The sequence below is a fragment of the Aeromonas sp. 603757 genome, from assembly GCF_049171255.1.
Taxonomy (GTDB): domain Bacteria; phylum Pseudomonadota; class Gammaproteobacteria; order Enterobacterales; family Aeromonadaceae; genus Aeromonas; species Aeromonas veronii_A.
The window spans coordinates 13,829-33,051 of the sequence record NZ_JAAKOE010000030.1; the positions used below are offsets into that span (position 1 = coordinate 13,829).

Here is a 19,223-nt window from a genome sequence, read left to right on the forward strand (position 1 = left end):
CGATAGCAAGCCTCCTCAGGGTAGAAAAAAATGTCAGGATAATTACAATAACCGCTTGTTTTTGATGACTTGATGGTCGCCATGTCTGCGTTAGATCCGGTATTTGATACCTCATTTCATAGCCGCCTGCTGCATCCCAAATGGTGGGGCAGCTGGTTCGCACTGGGCCTGCTCTCCCTGCTGGCATTTACTCCTGCGAGGTTGCGGGATCGCTTTGCCGATCTGGTCTCACCGACCCTGCTGCGTTTTTCGAAAAAGCAGGCCTATATTGCCGATACCAACCTCAAGATCTGCTTTCCAACGCTGGATGCCGCCGCACGTCAGGCGCTGCTGCTCAAATCGATCCGGGTCGGGCTCAAGACCTTTATGGGCTTTGGCGAGCTCAGTTGGCGCAGCAAGGCGCGCCTGACCCGCCGCGTCAAGGTGAGCGGCTGGGAGCATGTGCAAGCGGAGCAAGCTGCGGGCCGTCCGGTGATCCTGGTGGTGCCTCATACCTGGGCGGTCGACATGATTGGCCGCTACTTCTCCATGATGGGCATCGAGATGTGCACCATGATGAAGAGCCCGAAAGATCAGGTTTTTGACTGGTACATCAACCGCGAGCGGGCCAAAGGGGGCAAGGTCTATGAGCGCAGTGTCGGTATCAAGCCGGCGATCAAGTCGATCCGCGCTGGCGCCAGTTTTTTTTATCTGCCGGATCAGGATCACGGCCGTGAGGCGAGCGTGTTTGTTCCCTTCTTCGGTCGTCCCAAAGCAACCCTGCCAGCGTTGCCCAAGCTGGTGAAACTGACTGGTGCCAGAGCCGTGCCCATCTTCGCCAGCTATGACGAGGATGAGGGATGCTATCTGCTGGAGATCGAGCCGCCGTTTGACCCTTATCCCACCGCCGATCTGCTGGCAGACGTCAACGCCATGAACCGGGTGGTGGAGATGCAGGTGGCGCGCCATCCCGAGCAGTACATGTGGTTTCTCAAGATCTTTGAAACCCTGGAGCATCAGGAGGGGGATGACGGACTCTATGAAGCGGGGATCCAGCGTATTCGTCAGGGCTTGCCGCCCGAACCTTGAAAATTGGCCCGCATGCGGGCCAATTTTGTTGGCAGAGGAGCCTTTCGTATTTGGTCTGTTGCGGGTGGTTTTTAAGGCGAACGGGTGGACAAAAACAGCGCAAACAGAGGATAACAGGGTGTCTTATGACAGGGAGAGGCAAGTGAGCGTGCGCGGAGCTATCTTCGAGAGCGGAAATAGGGTAAAAGGGCGGCCATGAAAATTCCAAATCGAATCCAACCCCTGGTGGATGACGGCCTGGTCGATGACGTCATCAGCCGGCTGATGAGCGGCAAAGAGGCCGACGTCTATGTGGTGCGCTGCGGCGACGAGATCCGCTGCGCCAAAGTCTATAAAGAAGCGTCCAAGCGCAGCTTCAAGCAGGCCGTGGTCTATCAGGAAGGCCGCAAGGTGCGCGGCAGTCGCGATGCTCGCGCCATGGAGAAGGGCTCCAAGTACGGCCGCAAACAGCATGAAGAGGTGTGGCAGAACACCGAGGTCGACGCCCTGTTCAAGCTGGCGGCGGCCGGTGTGCGGGTGCCGCAGCCCTATGTCTGCCTCGATGGCGTCCTCTTGATGGAACTTATCACCGATGAGGATGGCAATGTCGCGCCGCGCCTCAACGATGTGGCGCTTACCCCCGAGCAGGCGGTCATCGACCATGCCAAGGTGATCCGTTACGTGGTGAGGATGCTCTGCGCCGGTCTTATCCACGGCGATCTCTCCGAGTTCAATGTGCTGGTGGATGAACAGGGCCCCGTCATTATCGACCTGCCCCAGGTGGTGGATGCCGCCGCCAACAACCAGGCCAAGGCGATGCTGGAGCGGGACGTCAACAACATGCGCAACTACTACGGCATGTATGCCCCCGAGCTGCTCAAGACCCGCTACGCCCGGGAGATGTGGGCCCTGTATGAAGATGGCAAACTGACCCCCGACAGCGAGTTGACCGGCTTGTTCGAGGAGAGCCGCGAGCAGGTGGATCTCGATTCTGTATTGCACGAGATCGAGAGCGCCCAGGAGGAGGCACTGGCTCGTCAGGCCAGGATGAAGGCCGAAGAGGAAGACAGCTACTGATCTTGTTGGTGGCCGTGGTCAATGGAAAAAGAGCGCCTAGTGGTGCTCTTTTTTATTGTCTGCCGCACAGCCCTGGCCTCTTGGCCGGGGCCAGCCGGTAAAACCGGACCCAGCAGAGATCGCCGGTATGATAGCGGCGATCCAGCCATTGTCCATCTGCAGCTTCAATGACCTTGAGCGAGGCGGGATTTGTCTTGTCACAGCTGATGAGCACAGGTTCGCTGAGCACATGGCGCTGCACTCAACCGAGCAGGATGCGGGCGGCACCTTCACCCCGGCGGGTGGGATGGTCTCGTAATCGATATAGCCAAGCCACTGGTGGGTGGCTTGGCTTGTCGCCGTGGCGCAGGCGCAAGGTGGCGAGGAGCGCTTCCCCTTCGAGGGCAAAATAGGTGGTGGTCGGTAGGTAGCCCGGCGGCAGATGCAGGCCATTGGCATGGGCGAGCAACTCCTGCAGCCACTGAGTCGAGCCGAATTGCGCCACCTGATAGAGCGGCAACCCGGCGGCGCCACATTCGGCCTCGTAGCGGCGGTAGGCGGGGGCGTCGGTCAGCCGAGCGGCCCGGCACTCGATGAGGGGTTGCATCAGGTCTGGGTGGCCAGAGGCCACAGCGGCCAGGGTTCGCTGTGGTGTGGCTCCTGGATGCAGGCGCGCTGGCGGCCAGCCTGTTTGGCGGCATAGAGTGCCCGATCCGCGCGCGAATAGGCCTGCTCAAAGCTCTCGCCCTGCTGCAGCGAAGTGAGCCCTATGCTGAGGCTGATGGGGCCACCGGCCAGCGACCGAGTGGCGTCTGCGACCCGCTGCTGCAGGGTCTGGCAGCAGGCCGGCAGCGTTCGCGAAGTCTCCATCACCAGCAGCGCCAGCTCGTCGCCGCCAAGGCGCCCGGCTAGCCCCGCCGTCGGCAGGCTCTCCCGGATCACCCGTCCCACCGCCCGCAGCATGGCGTCGCCAGCGGGATGACCGTGGCGGTCATTGATCTGCTTGAAGTTGTCCAGATCGATCAGCAGCAGCTGGCCGGGGCTAGCCATCTCGCGGGCACGCAGGGCCACCTGGTGTTCGAAATAGTGTCTGCTGTCCAGTCCGGTCAGGGCATCCAGGTTGGCGCGCCGCTCCAGCTCGCGCTGGGTGGCGAGCAGCGCCTGCTGCTGACGGGTGTGCACCAGGCTCAGCAAAATGAAGCTGCGGGCAATGGTAAAGAGCAGGCTGAGCAGGATCACCGGGCCGAGCAGGGGATCGGTCAGGCTGGAGGCAGCCGACTCAGGCCACCACTGATGCTTGGCCATCCTGATCAGTTGCAGGGCCAGTTGCAGCGCAAGCAGCAAGATGGCAAAGCGCAGCACCCGGTAGGCGGGGGCCAACCGCTGATAGCGCCAGAGCTGCCACAGCAGCAGGCACATTTGCAGCGAGATGGCCCCGGATAGCACCACGATCCGGCTGTGTATGTCATCCTGCGGTAGCTGTGTGGCGGTGACAGCGAATAGCAGGAAGCCGGCGAGGGCAAGGAGCGGGCAGAGCCAGCCGAAACGGTCGGCCTCGCGCCGGAAGAAGTGGCGCAGCCCCCGCTCATAGAGTAGCGGGGTGGCGATGATCAGCAGATTGGTAAGCAGGATATTGGCAAGGGAGATCTCTCCCGTAAGGGGTCGCAGCAGCAGGCAGCCAAAGGCGGCGGCGATGGCCAGTTCGCTGGCCGACCAGTAGAGCAGGGAGCGCAGCTGTCGCTGGGTATGCCACAGGTAGGCGAAAATGGCCGCGACCCCGATGTGCGACAGGCTGACGAACAGCACCAGACTCAGCAACTGGGCCGAGGAAAACAGACTCTGCATCAAGGGTTTGGGCTCTTCCTGCCGGGAACGGCGCAGCGACCTCAGGGCCGGGTGACTGGGCCGGATCACAGCATGAATTGCGCCGTTGAGCAATGGTTCAAGTGATCCGGGCACGATCGCAGCAACAACCGCCACAAGAGGGCTGCTGACTCGATTAATCAGGGGCGGGGCATGACGCCGGAGCGTTTATGCTTCCCACACTCTTGGGTCAGTCAATAATGACCGGCAGCCGCATGACGTTGGCCTCCCGACCGAGGTGGGCCAGCAGGCGGCGCACATCGTCGAGGCGGATGATCAGAGTAGCGGTGTTGACCAGCGGATGGCACTGCACCTGTTCGGCCTGCCAGATGGCCTCGTCCACCACCAGCTCTACCGCTTTTTCCCTGTCGCGCACCATGGCGAGCAGGGTCACCGAGCCCGGGGTAAGGCCGAGCACCGCATCGAGCCGCTCGGGGGAGCCAAAGCTCAGCCGCTTGACGCCGAGCATGACCGCCAGCTCCTTGAGATCGACCCGGCGCTCCTCCGGACTCACCACCAGAAACAGCCGCTCGCTTTTCGGATCGCGCAAAAAGAGGTTCTTGGTCTTGGCTGCGGGCAGGTCGGGCAGCAACTTGCTCGCCTCCTCACAGGTAAACACTGGGGGATGGTCAAAGCGCTGGTAGGGGATAGCCAGCTGATCCAGCAGGGAATAGATTGCCACATAGACTCCTTTTGTCGGCGAAGAGTGGTCAGAACGGGATGGGCGGGAATAACGACCGGATCGAGCTTACCAGTTTGACCCCCGCCTCGCAGCCAGCGTGACGATTGCGAGCAGGCACTGTATGAACGTACAATAGTCCCATTCTCGGACAGCCCCTTTACGCTTCATGACTGCAACCCAGCCCACCGTACCCGCCACTCCGCCGCTCGACGGTTTTATCCTGACCCGCCACGGTCGGGACGTGCGCGGCCGCAACGGGCAGGCAGCCACCACCGAAATCGTGATGTGGCTCTGGAGCGCGCAGGGGCCGGTACGGGTGGTGGTGCCGGGACAGGAGCCGGTGTTCTTCCTGCCGCAGAGCCATATGGCAGAAGCCGCCGAGCTGTTCAAGGGGGCCGGGGTGAGCGGGCGGTTTCGCCGCCTGCCAATGCACACCTTCGACGGTCGCCCTGTGGTGGGCTGCTATTTCGCCACCCTGAGCGCCTTTCACCGCGCCATCGAGCTGCTGCTTATTCGCGGGCTGGAGCACTTTGAGGCGGATATCCGGCTGCCGGAGCGGTTTCTGATGGAGCGTTTCATCACAGCTGGTGTGCGTTTCGATGGCCGGGCGGTGAAGAAGGGCGGCAAGCAGGGCTACTGGGAGGTCAACGAGGCGCGCTGCGCGCCGCAGGCGGTGACGCCAACCCTCTCCTGGGTGTCCCTCGACGTGGAGTGCGCCATGGACGGTGCCCTCTTCTCGGTCGGCCTTTACAGCGAACAGGATGCGCGGGTCATCATGATCGGCACCTCGGAGGCGGATGCTGAGAGCTGGGGCACCCAGGTCCAGTGGGTAGAGGACGAGAGCGCCCTGCTGAGTGCGCTGGAGAGCTGGTTCAGCCAGCATGACCCCGATCTGGTGATTGGCTGGAACGTGGTCAATTTTGACTTTCGCCTGCTGCTGCGCCGCGCCGAGCTTAACAAGCGGCGGCTGCGGCTCGGGCGGGGTCGTGAGCTCTGCTTCTGGCGCTCGTCACGGGGCGATCCCCAGACCGGCAACGTCATCATTCCCGGGCGCATGGTGCTCGACGGCATCGATACCCTGAAAAGCGCCACCTGGCAGTTTGCCAGCTACAGCCTGGATGCGGTGGCGAGCGAACTGCTTGGCCGTGGCAAGGATATCGAGGATGTGGCCAATCGGGGGGAGAAGATCACCGAGCTGTTCCACTCCGACAAGGAGGCGCTGGCTCGCTACAACCTGGAAGATTGCAAGCTGGTGTGGGAGATCTTCGACTACTGCCACCTCATCCCTTTTGCCATCGAGCGCGCCTCCCTCACTGGTCTTGAGCTGGACAGAGTAGGGGGCTCGGTGGCGGCCTTTACCAACCTCTATCTGCCGCGGCTCCATCGTGGCGGCTACGTGGCCCCCAATTTGCCGGCCGACGGTGGGCTGGCGAGCCCCGGCGGCTATGTGATGGACTCCAAACCCGGTCTCTATCGCCATGTGCTGGTGCTCGATTTCAAGAGCCTCTATCCCAGCATCATCCGCACCTTCTGCATCGATCCCATGGGACTCATCGAGGGGTTGCAACACCCCGACCACGCCATTCTAGGTTTTCGCGGCGCCATGTTCTCCCGCGAGCGGCACTTTTTGCCGGATCTCATCGCCACCCTGTGGGCGGCGAGGGACAGAGCCAAGGCTGCCAGCAACAAGGCACTCTCCCAGGCCATCAAGATCATCATGAACTCCTTCTACGGGGTGCTGGGGTCGGGGGGCTGCCGTTTCTATGATCCGCGCCTAGCCTCGTCAATTACCTTGCGTGGTCACAGCATCATGCAGCAGACCCGCGAGTGGATTGAGGCGAAGGGGTTCGAGGTGATCTATGGTGACACCGACTCCACTTTTGTCCATCTGGGGCGCGAGACCAGCCCGGATGAGGCGGACGAGATTGGCCAGCGACTGGCGCAAATGATCAACGATAACTGGGCTGCACTGATCAGGCGAGAGTTCGACCTGCCGAGTTATCTCGAGATCCAGTACGAGACCCACTATCGCCGCTTTCTGATGCCCACCATCCGCGGGCTGGAGAAGGGCAGCAAGAAGCGCTATGCGGGGCTGGTTGGCAAGGCCAGTGAGGGGAGTGAACAGCTGGTGTTCAAGGGGCTCGAATCGGTGCGCACCGACTGGACCATGCTGGCCAAGCAGTTTCAGACCCGCCTCTACGAGCTGGTGTTTCACGATGAAGATCCCAGCGGCTATGTGCGCACCATGGTGGATGAGACCCGCGCCGGTCGTCACGACGATCTGCTTATCTACCGCAAACGGCTGCGCCAGAAGCTCGAAGAGTATCAGAAGAATGTGCCGCCCCATGTGCGTGCGGCGCGGCTGGCCGATGAGGAGAACCTGCGCCGCGGGCTGCCCCAGCGCTATCAGCATCGGGGCGCCATCGCCTATCTGATGACCCTCAATGGCCCCGAGCCGCTGGAGTACCGGCGCAGCGCCATCGATTACGAGCACTATATCGACAAGCAGTTGCGGCCCATTGCCGATGCCATCCTGCCCTTTATCGGCGAGTCGTTCGACCGGATCTGTGGTCAGCAGCTGGATCTTTTCTGATTGGTGCAAGTTGGCACTTTACTTCCCATGAATACTGGATAAAAATACAGTTATAAATCATGGAGAAGTTTCCTATGCGTCTTGAAATCATCATCGACAGAAAACATCAGATCCCGACCTCGACCATGGAGGCGCTGCGTCAGGAGCTGCTCAAGCAGCTTGGCGAAAAATTTCCCGACATCCATGTGCGGGTCGCGCCGGGCAGTACCATGGCCCTGACCGTCAGCCGTGCCAGCAAGGAAGACAAAGAGCTGGCCGAAGCTATGGTGCAGGAGGTGTGGGAGAACGCCGACAGCTGGATGCCGGAAGAGAACGTCGCATCCTGATCCCCATGGTCAGTGGATAATTCTGGGCGGTGGATAAATGGGCTGCGGATAAACGGGCATGCCTGCTAATGCACTGCTGATACCCATACAACAAAAAACGCAGCCAGGTGGCTGCGTTTTTTGTTGGTGGTGAGTCGCAGTGGCTTGTCTGGCTCTGGGTTGAGCCATGCCGTTACAGTCCCGCCCAGCTTTTCAGGCTCTGCTGCTGCACCCGGCGGTTGGCTTCGCGGATCTCCCCTTTGGCGCGCAGGTCGGCCAGCGCAATGGGCAGTGCGGCGCGGATCTCGGCACTGCTCATTCCGGCTTTGAGGGCCGGGTGATAGGCCATCTTGAGCAGCACATAGTCCAGCCCGGTCAAAAAGCTGTCGATGCTGTTGTCATTGAAGATGGAGGGAAACACCTTGTCCGAGTCGTTGGGCAGACCCATCACCTGGGTGAACTCCTCCACCACGCAGTCGAGAAAACGCCCCTTGGCTCTGCTGTAGTCTACCGGAATGATGATGGTGGCACGGCTGATCTCGTGTTTCGCATTGGTTGCGAAGTTGGCAAGGCAGAGCCCCTCCTTGAGCGCCATCTTGACCGATGGATCCCCCCCCATGGTGCGGTTGGCCCAGCTCTTCATCTTGCTGTAGTCGGTCATGATCAGGGTGAGGTTGGGCTTTGCGGTCACCATGCTGATGGGGTGGCCGGTGATGCGGGCCAGATGGGCCGCCTGTACCTTCACTACGTCGGCCTGCAGCGGCTTGTCACCCGATTCGTTGATAAGTTGCAGCCGGATCGGCTGCTGCCAGCGGGCAAAACGGGTCTGCCTGGCTTCGCCATACTCCCGCTCCATGGCGATGGCCATAAAGCTCTCGACCAGATAGCTGTCGCTCTGCCAGCGCTCATCGGCCAGGGCGCTGTGGCCCGCGAGCAGAAGCAGCAGCGCCAGCAGCCCGCGTGACGCGCGGCGGGGATAGGCAGCGCAGCCCAAGTTGGCCATTACCAAAGTGGCAATAAAGCGGGTGGCACCAAAGGGGATGGCGGCAAATGACATGTTTCCTCCCTGAAACGGTTGTCAGCCTAGCGGTTGGCCTTGTCGATATCACGCCAGGTGAGCCAGAGTCTGAGATCAAACTCCAGTTGATGATAGTCGGGCTCCATGTGCTGGCAGAGCTGGTAGAAGCTCTTGTTGTGATCCTTCTCTTTGATATGGGCCAGCTCGTGCACCACGATCATTTTCAGGAACGGGGGCGGCGCCTCCTTGAACAGGGCGGCGATGCGGATCTCGTTCTTGGCCTTGAGCTTGCTGCCCTGTACCCGGCTGACGTAGGTGTGCAGGCCGAGGGCATCCTTGATCACGTTGATCTTGCCATCGAACACCACCTTTGACAGGGGCGCCGAGCTCTTGAGGTAGCGGTTCTTCAGCTCCATGGTGTAGGCAAGCAGCGCCTTGTCGCTCTGGATCTGGTGGCTTTCCGGATAGCGTTTGGCCAGCATCTCCCCCAGCTTGCCCGCCGCAATCAGCTGCTGTACCTGTGCCTTGAGGGGGTCTGGATAGCCGCCCAGATAAGTCAGTTCCGCCATGGTGTCACTCGTTACATCAAAAAGAGCGTCATTGTAGTTATCTCGGGCGGGCTTGCCTACTGCGGGCCGCCGCTGCAAGGCGATCTGGCGCAATAAAAAGGGCGGCCATTGCAACAATGGCCGCCCTGCGGGGCGTATTGACGATCAGCGTCGGCGATAGAGACCCGGATCCACCTCTTCGTAGTGGCTGGTCAGGTATTGATAAAAGGCGAGATGGGAAGGGGAGCTCGGCTTTTTCAGCTCCTCGCTCACCCGATCCGGCTTGGCGATGATGAACTTCGGATTCTGGCGCTGGATATCGGCCAGCACCCGCTCGCGCACGTCATAGGGCGGATTGACGTTGGCAAAGAAGAGATAGGCGGACGCTGGCTGGCGATCGGTCCAGAGATAATATTGCGGCTGGATGCCATCGACCCAGATCTTGTCGCTCGGGACTGTCTCGGCCTTGATGCGATCGACCCGTACCTGCGCCGCCGGATTGAAGGGGCGACCCTTGAGGGTCCCTTCCCAGGCGTTGTTGATCATCAGCAGCAGCATGGCCAGCGTCGCCAGCCAGGGGGTGGCACTGCGCACATCCCAGGCTCGCCAGAGGGGGATGAGGATCAGCACCGGCAGCGCCCACAGCAGGCTGGTGCCGAGCACCTCGTTGACCCGCTCGAGGGACCACTCCTTGGTGCTCCAGCCAAAACCGAGCTGCTGGGCCAGCAGCCAGCTGGCGGTGAGCACCACCAGCGAGATGCAGAGCAGCCCGATGGCATCTGCCTGCTGTTCGCTGCGATCCAGCAATACCGCCAGCGGCAGCACTGCCAGTTGCAGATAGAGCACGTCGTAGTGATCGAACACATGGCCGGAGACCGAGTTGGCGATCAGGGTAAACAGCACCCCAAACAGGGTTGCCAGCAGGGCGGGCAGATACCACTCCTGACGGCGGCTCAGCATCAGAATGATGAAGGCGGGCAGCAGCATCACAAGGCCGGTGCGCAGCAGGCCGACGGCGCCCACCATGGGGGAGAAGCCATTGCCGTAGCTCCCTTCGAAGAAAATGTCGAAGGCGTAGTATTTGAAGGCCGCCAGCAGATCATGCTGCTGGAAGTAGGCGTAAAGCGGGCCGCCAATCAGCGCCAGCCCCAGCAGGCTGGAGATGAGCAGCAAGATGGCATCACGCCACTTCTCATGCAGACACCAGTGGCAGAACAGCACCAGATACCAGGCTCCCCAGAAGGCGCCGTTGTTGGTGCGCATCCAGGCGACGATGGCGAAGGTGAGGGCCGCCACCAGCGCCGGCCACCAGCGAAATCCCTTGTCCAGCAGCAGGGTGATGAAGGCCCACTGGGCGATGAGGGCGAGGTGGAAGGTCCAGTCCTCAGTCATGTTGCCGTAGTAGTAACGGGTGCCGTAGAGAGCCAGCACCGCCAGCATGGCGCCAAGGCGCGCCTTGAACGAGAGTCCGAGCTGGGCAAAGGCCTGCCAGCTGGCCAGCAATCCGAGCCAGCAGAGCACCCACTCCAGTGTCCAGATCCCGACAAATCCCCCCATTCGATAGCCCAGTGCGTCGAGAGCGAAGATCATCGGCCCCTTGATGTCGATCATGTCGCGATAGAGCACCCCCCCTTCGCTCCACATCTTGCCCATCACCGCGAACAGCGAGGCATCAAACCCCGGCGCCATGGCGTGGAAGAGCGGGTTGCGCAGACAGAAGAGCAGCGCCAGCAAGGCGGTCAGCAGCACAATGGCTGGCTTGATACCCGGGTTGACGCGAGGGGGAGTGAAACGGATGGAGTGATTCATGAAGTCGCCTGTTCCTGCAGCTGGTCTTGAAAGCGGGCCTATCTTGCCGAGCTAGTGAGTGCGATGCAATGGGGCAGGCCCGTGTGGGGCAAATATTCTCGAAAAAGCCCGGTTCTTGCAGGGAACCGGGCGCTGGCTGCGGCAATATTGGCCGTCAGGGGGATGTGGCGAAGCCAGCCATTCCCCCTCTGCATCAATGGATGTACTCAAGCAGGGGGGGCTGCGCTTCCAGTGTCGGCAGGTGACGGGCCCAGCGGATAAAAGCGTCGGCCAAGGTGATGCCGAGCTCCTGATTGTGCTGGGTCAGGGTGCGCGCCAGTGCGGTGTAACCCTCCTTGCCGGAGGCGGTATAGGCGCTCGACACCCCGCGATAGACCTGTGCGGCATTGACCGCTTGCCACTGGCCGGGGGCGGCTTCCCACTCCAGTCGGGTGATGCGCTGGCCCTTGGGCCGATCGGCCTGATAGGTGAATCGCACCCCTGCGGTGTAGGGGAAGCTGCCGTTGCCATTGCCGACCACGCCGTTGTTGGTGGCGTTGTCGATGGCATTCTCCAGCGCCTCCGCCAACTCGTGACCGTGCACCCGATAGAGGGTGAGGGGAATGGCAAACGGCAGCAGGCGACCGGCGATATCCGCTTCGCTCAGGGGGCCCGGCTCCAGCGAGCAGCGCACGCCGCCAGCATTGTGCAGGGCAAAGTCCACCTCGCCTACCTGTTCACGGGCAGCGGTCAGCATGGCGCGGGCCACCAGCGGGGCGAGCTGGCTGCCGTGCGGCAGGGTGGCATCCGGCAGCCGCTGATGGGGCAGTGGCGCCGCCAGTCGGGTGACGATGCGCTGGCTCATGGTTTCAATCTCAGGCCGATAGCGTTTGGCCAGATGTTTTTCAAGCTGTGCATCCGGCTCGCAGAAGGTGAGCCCGGCGGGTGGGGTGGAGGCAAATGGCCAGGGCTGCCAGGGGAGCCACTCCAGCTGCCCCTGACTCTGCACGACGCGGCCCGCCTCATCGAAGGTGAGCTCGCAGACACCGAGGCAGAGGGCGCTGTGGCCAGCGTGCAAAATAGCCACCCCGTTGTTCATCAGCGGATAACTGCCTTCGCTTGGCAGACCCAGCGGCGCGAGATCGCCGAGCAGGCTATGGGTATGGCCGCCGATGATGAGGCTGAGCTCGGGGAAGCGCTCGGCCAGCAGCTTGTCCTGATCCAGCCCGAGGTGGCTCAGCAGCACGATATGCTGGATCCCTTCGCGCTTGATCTCCTGCAACACCCTGGTGAGGGTGTCGGCGACCGCGTGGAAACGGGTGTGGGGATCCGGGTTGGCGATGGCAGCCATCTGGGCGAGGGTGATGCCGAGCAGCGCAAAGGGAACCCCGTCGATCATCTGACGATGCCAGGGCTGATGGGCGTCGTAGAGATGGGGAATATCCCACAGCCCCAGCGGCGTGTCGGCAGGCTCCTGACTGTTATCCAGATTGGCGGCCAGCACCGGAAAATCGAGCTGGCGCAAGAACTCCACCAGCGGGCCGTTGCCCAGATCGAACTCATGGTTGCCAAGTACCATGGCATCGGGGGCCAGCATGGCGAGCAGGTCGGCGTTGGCGCGCCCTTTGAAGCGGTTGAAATAGAGCGAGCCCTGAAAGGAGTCGCCACCGTGCAGAAACAGAAAACGCTGGCCGGCAGCTGCGGCTTTTGCACGCAGTTGGGTCAGTCGGGTCAGGATCCGGGCATAACCGCCGCACTGGGTGCGCCACTGGCCTTCACCGATAGGGGAGAAGCTCATGGGCGCGCCATCGAAGTGGGAGTGGCAATCACTGAAATGGGCAAGTTGAACCGTAATACTCATCTCGGTCCTCCTTAGGGGAAAATGAGCACCGAGTCTACTGCAAAGGAGGGGGAGGATACCAGCCCGGCAGGGTGCCGGGCTGGTCAGCGATCAGGCGGGTACCATGATCTGGGTGGCGACGATCACCACCAGCAGGCCGACGGCGACCGGCATACTGGTGCGCTTGACCACCTCGAACGGCGAGAGCTTGCCCATCCCCGCACAGGCGACCACCACCCCGGAGACCGGAGAAATGGTGCGACCCAGGTTGGAGGCTTGCAGCATCGGGATCACCAGATAGGCCGGGTTGATGCCAAGGCTGCTGGCCAGGTTGGGGATCAACTCCACGAAGGCGTAGAAGGGGGCATTGCCCGAGCCGGTGGTGAAGGCGGCCAGGGTGGTGATCACCACCAGTGACAGCATCATGATCAGGCCGCCGGAACCGAGATCCTGCGCGTGAGCAAGCAGGGTGTCGATAAAGCCGATGGTCATCAGACCCTGGGCGAAGACGCCAGCACCGACCAGCAGCATGACCACACCGGCAAAGGCATCAGCCATGTTGCGCCAGCAGACCTGCAGACCGTCCAGCAGCTCCTTGCCATTTCGGATCCGCACCAGCTCCAGCAGGCTGGCCAGCACCATGCACATGACGATGATGGTGACGATATCCAGCTGCGGACCCCATTTGCCGTCAAACACCAGCACTCCGATGATGGGGGTAAAGGGCAGGATGGCGTAAAAGGCAGGCGCAGTCGTCACCAGATCACCCGGGGCGACCGGCTCGTTGTGCTCACCGGATTTTTGATCAAGGTAGCGCTGCCAGAAGAAGTGGGTCACCGCCATGCAGGCGATCGCCACCAGCGAGATGGGCAGGGTCAGCTTGAAGGCAAAATCCAGCAGCGGCATGTTGGCGGCCTGAGCAGCCATCACCACGTCCCCTGAGGTCGGTGCCAGAATGATAGCGGCTGGCGAGGCGCACACGGCCGCAGCCGCGCCACGGGAGATCCCCATGTTGACCATCAGCGGGAACAGGGTGGCCATCAGCAGCACGCCGAGGCCGGTAGCGGAGCTCACCGCCAGCGACATGGCGCAGGCCACCAGATAGGCAGCCACCAGCAGGATATAGGGGGATTTGATGATGCCGAGCGGTTTGCTGGCCAGCTTGACCAGAATGGTGTTGGCGCCGATATGGCTCATGTAGCCGGCGAAGCCACAGAGCACCATGATCAGCATCCCCAGTCCACCGCCACGATCATTGAGCAGGAAGCGGACGTATTCGAAGATATCGGTTGCGAGATAACCGGTGCTGACCACCTTGCTCGGCAATACCGGCTTGCCCATCATGGCGGTGATGACCAGCAGCAGCAAGCCGCCGCTCAGCAGCACCCCGGTTGCGGAGTATCCTTTGAAAATGGCACGGCCCACCACCAGGGTGACCAGGGTGCCAACAATGAGTTCCAGCATATGTTGCCTTCTGATTGGATGAGAGTGGAAGGAGTCTATTCCGATAGGGGTAGAGTGGCGACTGGAAACAGGATGTTGTGTGAGCTAAATCAACGTTTAACCCCATGAACAGAATTAAAAAAAGGTAAAGGTACTTTACCCAGCGGGTTTGGCTACCTACCCTTGCCAGCCTTGGTTGTCTTTTGAGGCTTTTATATGGTGATTGGTGATTTTTCAGGCATTAAACGCTCTCTTTTCCTGCTCGCGATGCTATTTTCACCTACTTGCGTGTTTGCGGTAACCAATGACGGTTTTCATCAAACCGGTCCTCATCAGGCGGTCGCCATGCGGCGTCTCATGGCTCCTCACTCTTACGGCGTACTGGTGGTTGCCGAGGGGAACAAAGCCCGTTTTGCCGCGCTGGCATCCAAAACCACCGAAGCAAACTGTCTGGCCCGTCATGCCATCCGGGTAGATGGGGTCGCGTTGCTGGTCACCCCGAGATTTTATGCCAAAGAGGGAAAACGGGGACTTTGCGAGCTGTGGCTCAATGAGGGGGCAGATCAGGACTTTTTTGCCAACCGTCTTAAAAATGATCATTTCATTCAGATAGATGGTCATGACATCAATGTGAAAAACTATCACCTCGACTGGCAGCGCATCAGTCGTCCTGCTCAATAAAAATACAGTTTCATCCTTGTGCCATACTTTGCTCACGCAACCTGTGAGCTTGCTCTGATTTCTGGGCTCATCATTGTATTGCGCCGCCTCTTGGTCACACATAGGCTATACCCGTCATCTGTGTGGCGGTGGGTTTCACCAAGGTTGGTACTCCGCCCGTGCAATCAAGGAAGGTAGTCTGGCATGGTCAGCAAGGTTTATGGAGTAGTGGGGAGCGTGCTGTTGCTGTTGCCCCTGATGAGTCAGGCTCAGCCGAGCCGGCCGCAAGTGGTGCCAGAGTCCCGCATCAATGTCCGTTTTTATGAGGTAAGTGCTGCCCAGCCAGATCAACTGGCACGCGCCATTGCTCAGAGTGCCCCCAAGGTGAATGGCAAGCCTGTGCTCGGCAAGGCGAGTTATCAGGTGGACTGGCAGCTGGAAACCGACCAGTTGCCGGGGCGTTGCCAGCTCAAACGGGTAACGGTAACGACTCATGCCACTGTATTGTTGCCCCGCTGGCGTCAGAGTTCGGAGGGGAGTGACCCTGCTCGCCAGCGCTGGGGTCGGCTGCTCTCCAGCATGTTTGACTATGAATCCCGTTTCAAAGAGATGGTGCTGCAAGGCGGAAATCAGGTGGGCGGGGCGATTGCGGCACTACCAGGCCATGCAGATTGCCAGGCGTTGCGCTATGCCGCCTGGGCTGCGGGCAGTGGCGAATTGAACAAGGTTAAGGCACGGGTAGACGATTTCCAGCGTCAGACGGGTTACGGCGAACAGCTCGGGGTGCATTGGCCCAAGTGAGCGCTATAGAGGGTCCGATATCCTGCCAACACGCCTCTATATCGAATGATTTGATAAATAGAATGGCCGCCCGATGAGCGGCCATTCTATTTGTTTGCAGAGTCCGGTTTAGACCAGAGCTTTGCCCTTGAGCAGCTTGCGTACCCAGTAGCGGGCCGGGTGGAGCGCTTCCAGCAGATCGGCGGCCAGCGGCAGGGGCTCGCCGCAGATCTCGCTGGCGAGCAGCTCGCCACAAAGTGGCGCCGAGCAGAGACCCCGCGAACCGAGCGCCCCCAGCACATAGAGGCCGGGGTGAAGGGGGAGCGGCTGGGCGTTGTGCTGATCATGCTGCAGCTGCGCATAGTGATCCGCCAGACCTTGCAATCTGGCCACTGGCCCCACCACCGGAAGGTGATCCCGACTGGCGCAACGCACCCCTACGCGCGCCTCGTTGCCACTCACATCCACCTCGGCGGGCCAGGTTTGCTCCGGCAGGCAGGCTTGCAACCGCACCTGATTCTGGATTTGCTCCTCGGCACGAAACTCAAGGCTGCTCTGGTTACGGCCATAACTGGCGCCGATGCAGTGTTGATCGTTGTGCATGGGTGTGAGGTAGCCATCGTAGCAGAGCACGGTCTTGAGCTGACGCAAGCTGGCCGTGGTCGGCACATGGCTAACCTGACCGCGCACCGGATAGAGCGGCAGCTCGGCAAAGGGGAGCAGTGCTGGCAACTGGTGACCGGCGGCGACCACCAGATTGGGGGCCTGCCAGTGGCGGCCGTCCTGGCTCTCTATGTGCCAAGCATCTGTCTGCTCGGCAATGGCAACCACCTCGGTGTTGAACACCACCTCAAGCAGGCCGCTGGCTTGCGCCTCATTCAGGGCGGCTCGGGTGAGATCGGCCGGACAGAGCCAGCCTCCCAGCGGATAACTGACGCCGCTGTGGCCGCAGGGCAGGCCGACTACTTGTTCTACTTCCGCTGTCGATAGAGGTTGCATCAGTTCGGACGGGAAGGGGCCCTGACTCATCTTGGCCAGCTTGGCTGCCGATTTGTCGTCATAACCGAGCTGGGTTACCCCGCACAGTGCAAAAGCGATGGGGTGGCGTTCGGCCAACGCCAGCAGCCGTTGGCGGGCATAGCCAAAGGCGAGGGAATAGAAGCGCGACAGGGCATCGTGCTCGCCGTTAAGCAGTGGATAGAGGGCCCCTTGGCGGTTGCCCGAGGCGCCGGTGGCCGGTTCGCCATCTGCACACAGCAACGTCACCTTGCGACCCCGCTCCACCAGAGAGAGCGCCGTCATGGCCGAGGCGATGCCGCCGCCGATGATCACTACCTCGCCAGCGCGTCCGGCAGGACGGGCATACCAGGGGACTATGGTTTGCTGCGGCTGCTTGTCGGTGCGATCCCCCACCAGCATCTCCCGCTTGCTACCGTGCCCTTTCACCTTCTTCATGGCAAAGCCCGCTGCAATCAGGCCGCGGCGCACGAAGCCGGCACAGGTAAAGGTGGCGATGGAGCAATCGGGACGGGCGAGGCGCGCGAGACCGTCAAACAGCTCCTGTGTCCACATTTCCGGGTTTTTGGCCGGGGAGAAACCATCCAGATACCAGGCATCCACCAGCCCCTCTGCCCGGTGCGGTACCAGCGGCAGCATATCCTTGATGTCGCCAAACCAGAGATCGAGGCGAATGCGGCCGCCCGCAAAATGCAGGCGGTGGCAACCGGAGACCGGCAGCGGCCATTGGGCGATAAGATCCTGACTCAAGTGGCCAAGTTCAGGCCAGGCAGCCAGCGCTTTGCGCAGATCGTCCCGGGTCAGGGGGTATTTCTCGAAACTGATGAAGTGCAGACGGGAGCCGTTGCCGGATTGAGGCGCCTGTTCCAGGAAGGCTTGCATTGTCGCCAGAAAGTTAAGGCCTGTGCCGAAACCTGTTTCACCTATCACGAAACTGTCACTATCGTGGTGCGAAAATCGCGCAGGCAGCCGGTTTTGCTGCAAAAAGACGTAGCGGGTTTCACCTAGACCGTTATCATTGGAAAAGTACACATCCCCGAAGTCACTGGAGACAGGAGTTCCCGCTTCATTCCAGTCCAATCGGGCATGATGTAAGGATGTTTGACTCACGTTTTCCTCGGCTCGCGTCACAAAATCGCGGGCATTCTACGTGAAAGCAGACCAGTTTGGCAGCCGAAAGCGGGTAGACTTGGCGCCAGTTTTTCCAGACGAGATGAATTAATGAGAAGAGCAGTGATCACCGGTATCGGCGTCATCTCCAGTATCGGCAACAACAAGGAAGAAGTGCTGGCCTCCCTGAAAGCAGGTAAATCCGGCATCACCTATTCCGAGCAGTTCGAGCAGCACAACCTGCGCAGCCGTGTCTGGGGTAACATCAAACTCGATCCGTCTGAACTGATCGACCGTAAAGTCATGCGTTTCATGGGCGACGCTGCGGCCTACGCCTACCTCTCCATGCAGCAGGCCATTGAAGATGCCGGTCTGGCGGAAGATCAGGTCTCCAACGAGCGTACCGGCCTGGTGGTCGGTTCAGGTGGTGCCTCCGGCAAGAACACCTCGGAATCTGTGGACATCGCCCGCGAGAAAGGGGTCAAGCGTGTGGGCCCTTACATGGTGCCGCGCACCATGTCTTCCACCACCTCTGCTTGCCTGGCGACCCCGTTCCAGATCAAGGGTGTCAACTACTCCATCAGCTCAGCTTGCGCCACCTCTGCTCACTGCATCGGTCACGCGCTTGAGCTGATCCAGCTTGGCAAACAGGATGTGGTCTTCGCCGGTGGCGGTGAAGAGCTGGACTGGTCCTCTACCATCCAGTTTGACGCCATGGGTGCCCTCTCCACCAAGTACAACGACACGCCGGAAAAAGCGTCCCGTACCTATGATGCGAACCGCGACGGTTTCGTTATCTCCGGTGGCGGCGGCATTCTGGTGATCGAAGAGCTGGAACATGCGCTGGCCCGTGGCGCTCACATCTATGCCGAGCTGACCGGTTACGGTGCTACCTCCGATGGATATGACATGGTCGCGCCGAGCGGTGAAGGCGCGGTGCGTTGCATGAATATGGCGATGCAGGGTGTGGGCAAGGTTGATTACATCAACACCCACGGTACCTCCACTCCGGTGGGTGATACCAAAGAGCTGGAAGCTATCCAGACCCTGTTTGGCGCCAACGGTCCCAAGATCTCTGCCACCAAGGCGATGACCGGCCATGCGCTGGGCGCTGCGGGCGTGCACGAGGCTGTCTACTCCCTGCTGATGATGGAACACGGCTTTATCGCCCCCAGCATCAACATCGAGACTCTGGACGAGAAGGCTGAAGGTCTGCCCATCGTGCGCGAGTACGAAGCGGCCGAGCTCAACACCGTCATGTCCAACAGCTTCGGCTTTGGCGGTACCAACGCCTCCCTGGTGTTCAGCAAGTTCAAAGGCTGATATCCGGTTGATATGAAAAAAGCGCCTCAGGGCGCTTTTTTTGTTTCCGTGATCTGCCATCACTCATTGCAGAGCAGAGCAGAGCAGAGCAGAGCAGAGCAGAGCAGAGCAGAGCAGAGCAGAGCAGAGCAGAGCAGAGCAGAGCAGAGC

The 19,223-nt window shown here is 60.8% G+C and carries 16 protein-coding genes; 7 read left to right on the forward strand and 9 right to left on the reverse strand.

Annotated elements, in window-relative coordinates; genetic code table 11:
• The first annotated feature begins 72 nt into the window (after positions 1–72).
• Both G5332_RS19865 and G5332_RS19870 read left to right on the forward strand, forming a co-directional pair.
• Positions 73–1,068, forward strand: a complete 996-nt coding sequence (locus tag G5332_RS19865; protein ID WP_216978871.1) for a lauroyl-Kdo(2)-lipid IV(A) myristoyltransferase — start codon at positions 73–75, stop codon at positions 1,066–1,068.
• A 195-nt stretch (positions 1,069–1,263) separates the two neighbouring features.
• Positions 1,264–2,124, forward strand: a complete 861-nt coding sequence (locus tag G5332_RS19870) for a PA4780 family RIO1-like protein kinase (RefSeq protein WP_216978870.1) — start codon at positions 1,264–1,266, stop codon at positions 2,122–2,124.
• Between the two features lie 241 nt (positions 2,125–2,365).
• Here the strand turns inward: G5332_RS19870 and G5332_RS19875 are convergent, their stop codons facing one another.
• From G5332_RS19875 to G5332_RS19885, 3 genes are all read right to left on the reverse strand, one after another.
• Positions 2,366–2,710, reverse strand: coding sequence for a hypothetical protein (locus G5332_RS19875; protein WP_421207272.1), 345 nt, complete (start codon positions 2,708–2,710; stop codon positions 2,366–2,368).
• A complete protein-coding gene (locus tag G5332_RS19880; RefSeq protein WP_421311573.1) occupies positions 2,710–3,948 on the reverse strand; it encodes a GGDEF domain-containing protein in 1,239 nt (412 codons plus the stop codon). The genes G5332_RS19875 and G5332_RS19880 overlap by 1 nt, the downstream gene beginning before the upstream one ends.
• A 208-nt stretch (positions 3,949–4,156) precedes the next feature.
• Positions 4,157–4,648: a prolyl-tRNA synthetase associated domain-containing protein gene (locus G5332_RS19885; RefSeq protein ID WP_216978868.1), complete on the reverse strand. Its 492-nt coding sequence runs from the start codon at positions 4,646–4,648 to the stop codon at positions 4,157–4,159.
• Positions 4,649–4,814: 166 nt separating this feature from the next.
• Between G5332_RS19885 and G5332_RS19890 the strand changes: the two genes are divergently transcribed.
• Together G5332_RS19890 and G5332_RS19895 are read left to right on the forward strand one after the other, a co-directional pair.
• Entirely contained in the window at positions 4,815–7,241 is a 2,427-nt protein-coding gene (locus G5332_RS19890; protein WP_421249972.1) for a DNA polymerase II, read from the forward strand.
• Positions 7,242–7,315: 74 nt separating this feature from the next.
• Positions 7,316–7,567, forward strand: coding sequence for a DinI family protein (locus G5332_RS19895; RefSeq protein WP_129503940.1), 252 nt, complete (start codon positions 7,316–7,318; stop codon positions 7,565–7,567).
• A gap of 172 nt (positions 7,568–7,739) precedes the next feature.
• On the opposite strand, the gene G5332_RS19900 is transcribed toward G5332_RS19895, so the two are convergent.
• The 5 genes from G5332_RS19900 to dcuC form a co-directional block, all read right to left on the reverse strand.
• Positions 7,740–8,603, reverse strand: coding sequence for a DUF2927 domain-containing protein (locus tag G5332_RS19900; RefSeq protein ID WP_421223796.1), 864 nt, complete (start codon positions 8,601–8,603; stop codon positions 7,740–7,742).
• A gap of 26 nt (positions 8,604–8,629) precedes the next feature.
• On the reverse strand, positions 8,630–9,133 hold the full coding sequence (locus tag G5332_RS19905; RefSeq protein WP_005333421.1) for a M48 family metallopeptidase: 504 nt from the start codon (positions 9,131–9,133) through the stop codon (positions 8,630–8,632).
• Positions 9,134–9,277: 144 nt separating this feature from the next.
• Positions 9,278–10,921 carry a hypothetical protein gene (locus G5332_RS19910; protein ID WP_421223797.1) on the reverse strand — a complete coding sequence of 548 codons (1,644 nt, stop codon included), beginning with the start codon at positions 10,919–10,921 and terminating at the stop codon, positions 9,278–9,280.
• A gap of 193 nt (positions 10,922–11,114) precedes the next feature.
• A complete protein-coding gene (locus G5332_RS19915; protein WP_216978863.1) occupies positions 11,115–12,761 on the reverse strand; it encodes a bifunctional metallophosphatase/5'-nucleotidase in 1,647 nt (548 codons plus the stop codon).
• A 90-nt stretch (positions 12,762–12,851) separates the two neighbouring features.
• Entirely contained in the window at positions 12,852–14,204 is a 1,353-nt protein-coding gene (gene dcuC / locus G5332_RS19920; RefSeq protein ID WP_421249971.1) for an anaerobic C4-dicarboxylate transporter DcuC, read from the reverse strand.
• A 195-nt stretch (positions 14,205–14,399) separates the two neighbouring features.
• Here dcuC and G5332_RS19925 point away from each other — a divergent pair, with 195 nt between their 5' ends.
• On the forward strand, positions 14,400–14,864 hold the full coding sequence (locus tag G5332_RS19925; protein ID WP_421173185.1) for a hypothetical protein: 465 nt from the start codon (positions 14,400–14,402) through the stop codon (positions 14,862–14,864).
• 183 nt (positions 14,865–15,047) lie between these two features.
• Positions 15,048–15,644, forward strand: coding sequence for a DUF922 domain-containing protein (locus G5332_RS19930; protein WP_216953506.1), 597 nt, complete (start codon positions 15,048–15,050; stop codon positions 15,642–15,644).
• Between the two features lie 108 nt (positions 15,645–15,752).
• Here the strand turns inward: G5332_RS19930 and mnmC are convergent, their stop codons facing one another.
• Positions 15,753–17,771, reverse strand: coding sequence for a bifunctional tRNA (5-methylaminomethyl-2-thiouridine)(34)-methyltransferase MnmD/FAD-dependent 5-carboxymethylaminomethyl-2-thiouridine(34) oxidoreductase MnmC (gene mnmC, locus G5332_RS19935; protein ID WP_421173184.1), 2,019 nt, complete (start codon positions 17,769–17,771; stop codon positions 15,753–15,755).
• 90 nt (positions 17,772–17,861) lie between these two features.
• On the opposite strand from mnmC, the gene fabB reads away from it, so the two are divergent.
• Complete coding sequence (gene fabB, locus G5332_RS19940) at positions 17,862–19,073, forward strand: beta-ketoacyl-ACP synthase I (protein WP_421173183.1); 1,212 nt, start codon at positions 17,862–17,864, stop codon at positions 19,071–19,073.
• Positions 19,074–19,223 lie beyond the last annotated feature (150 nt).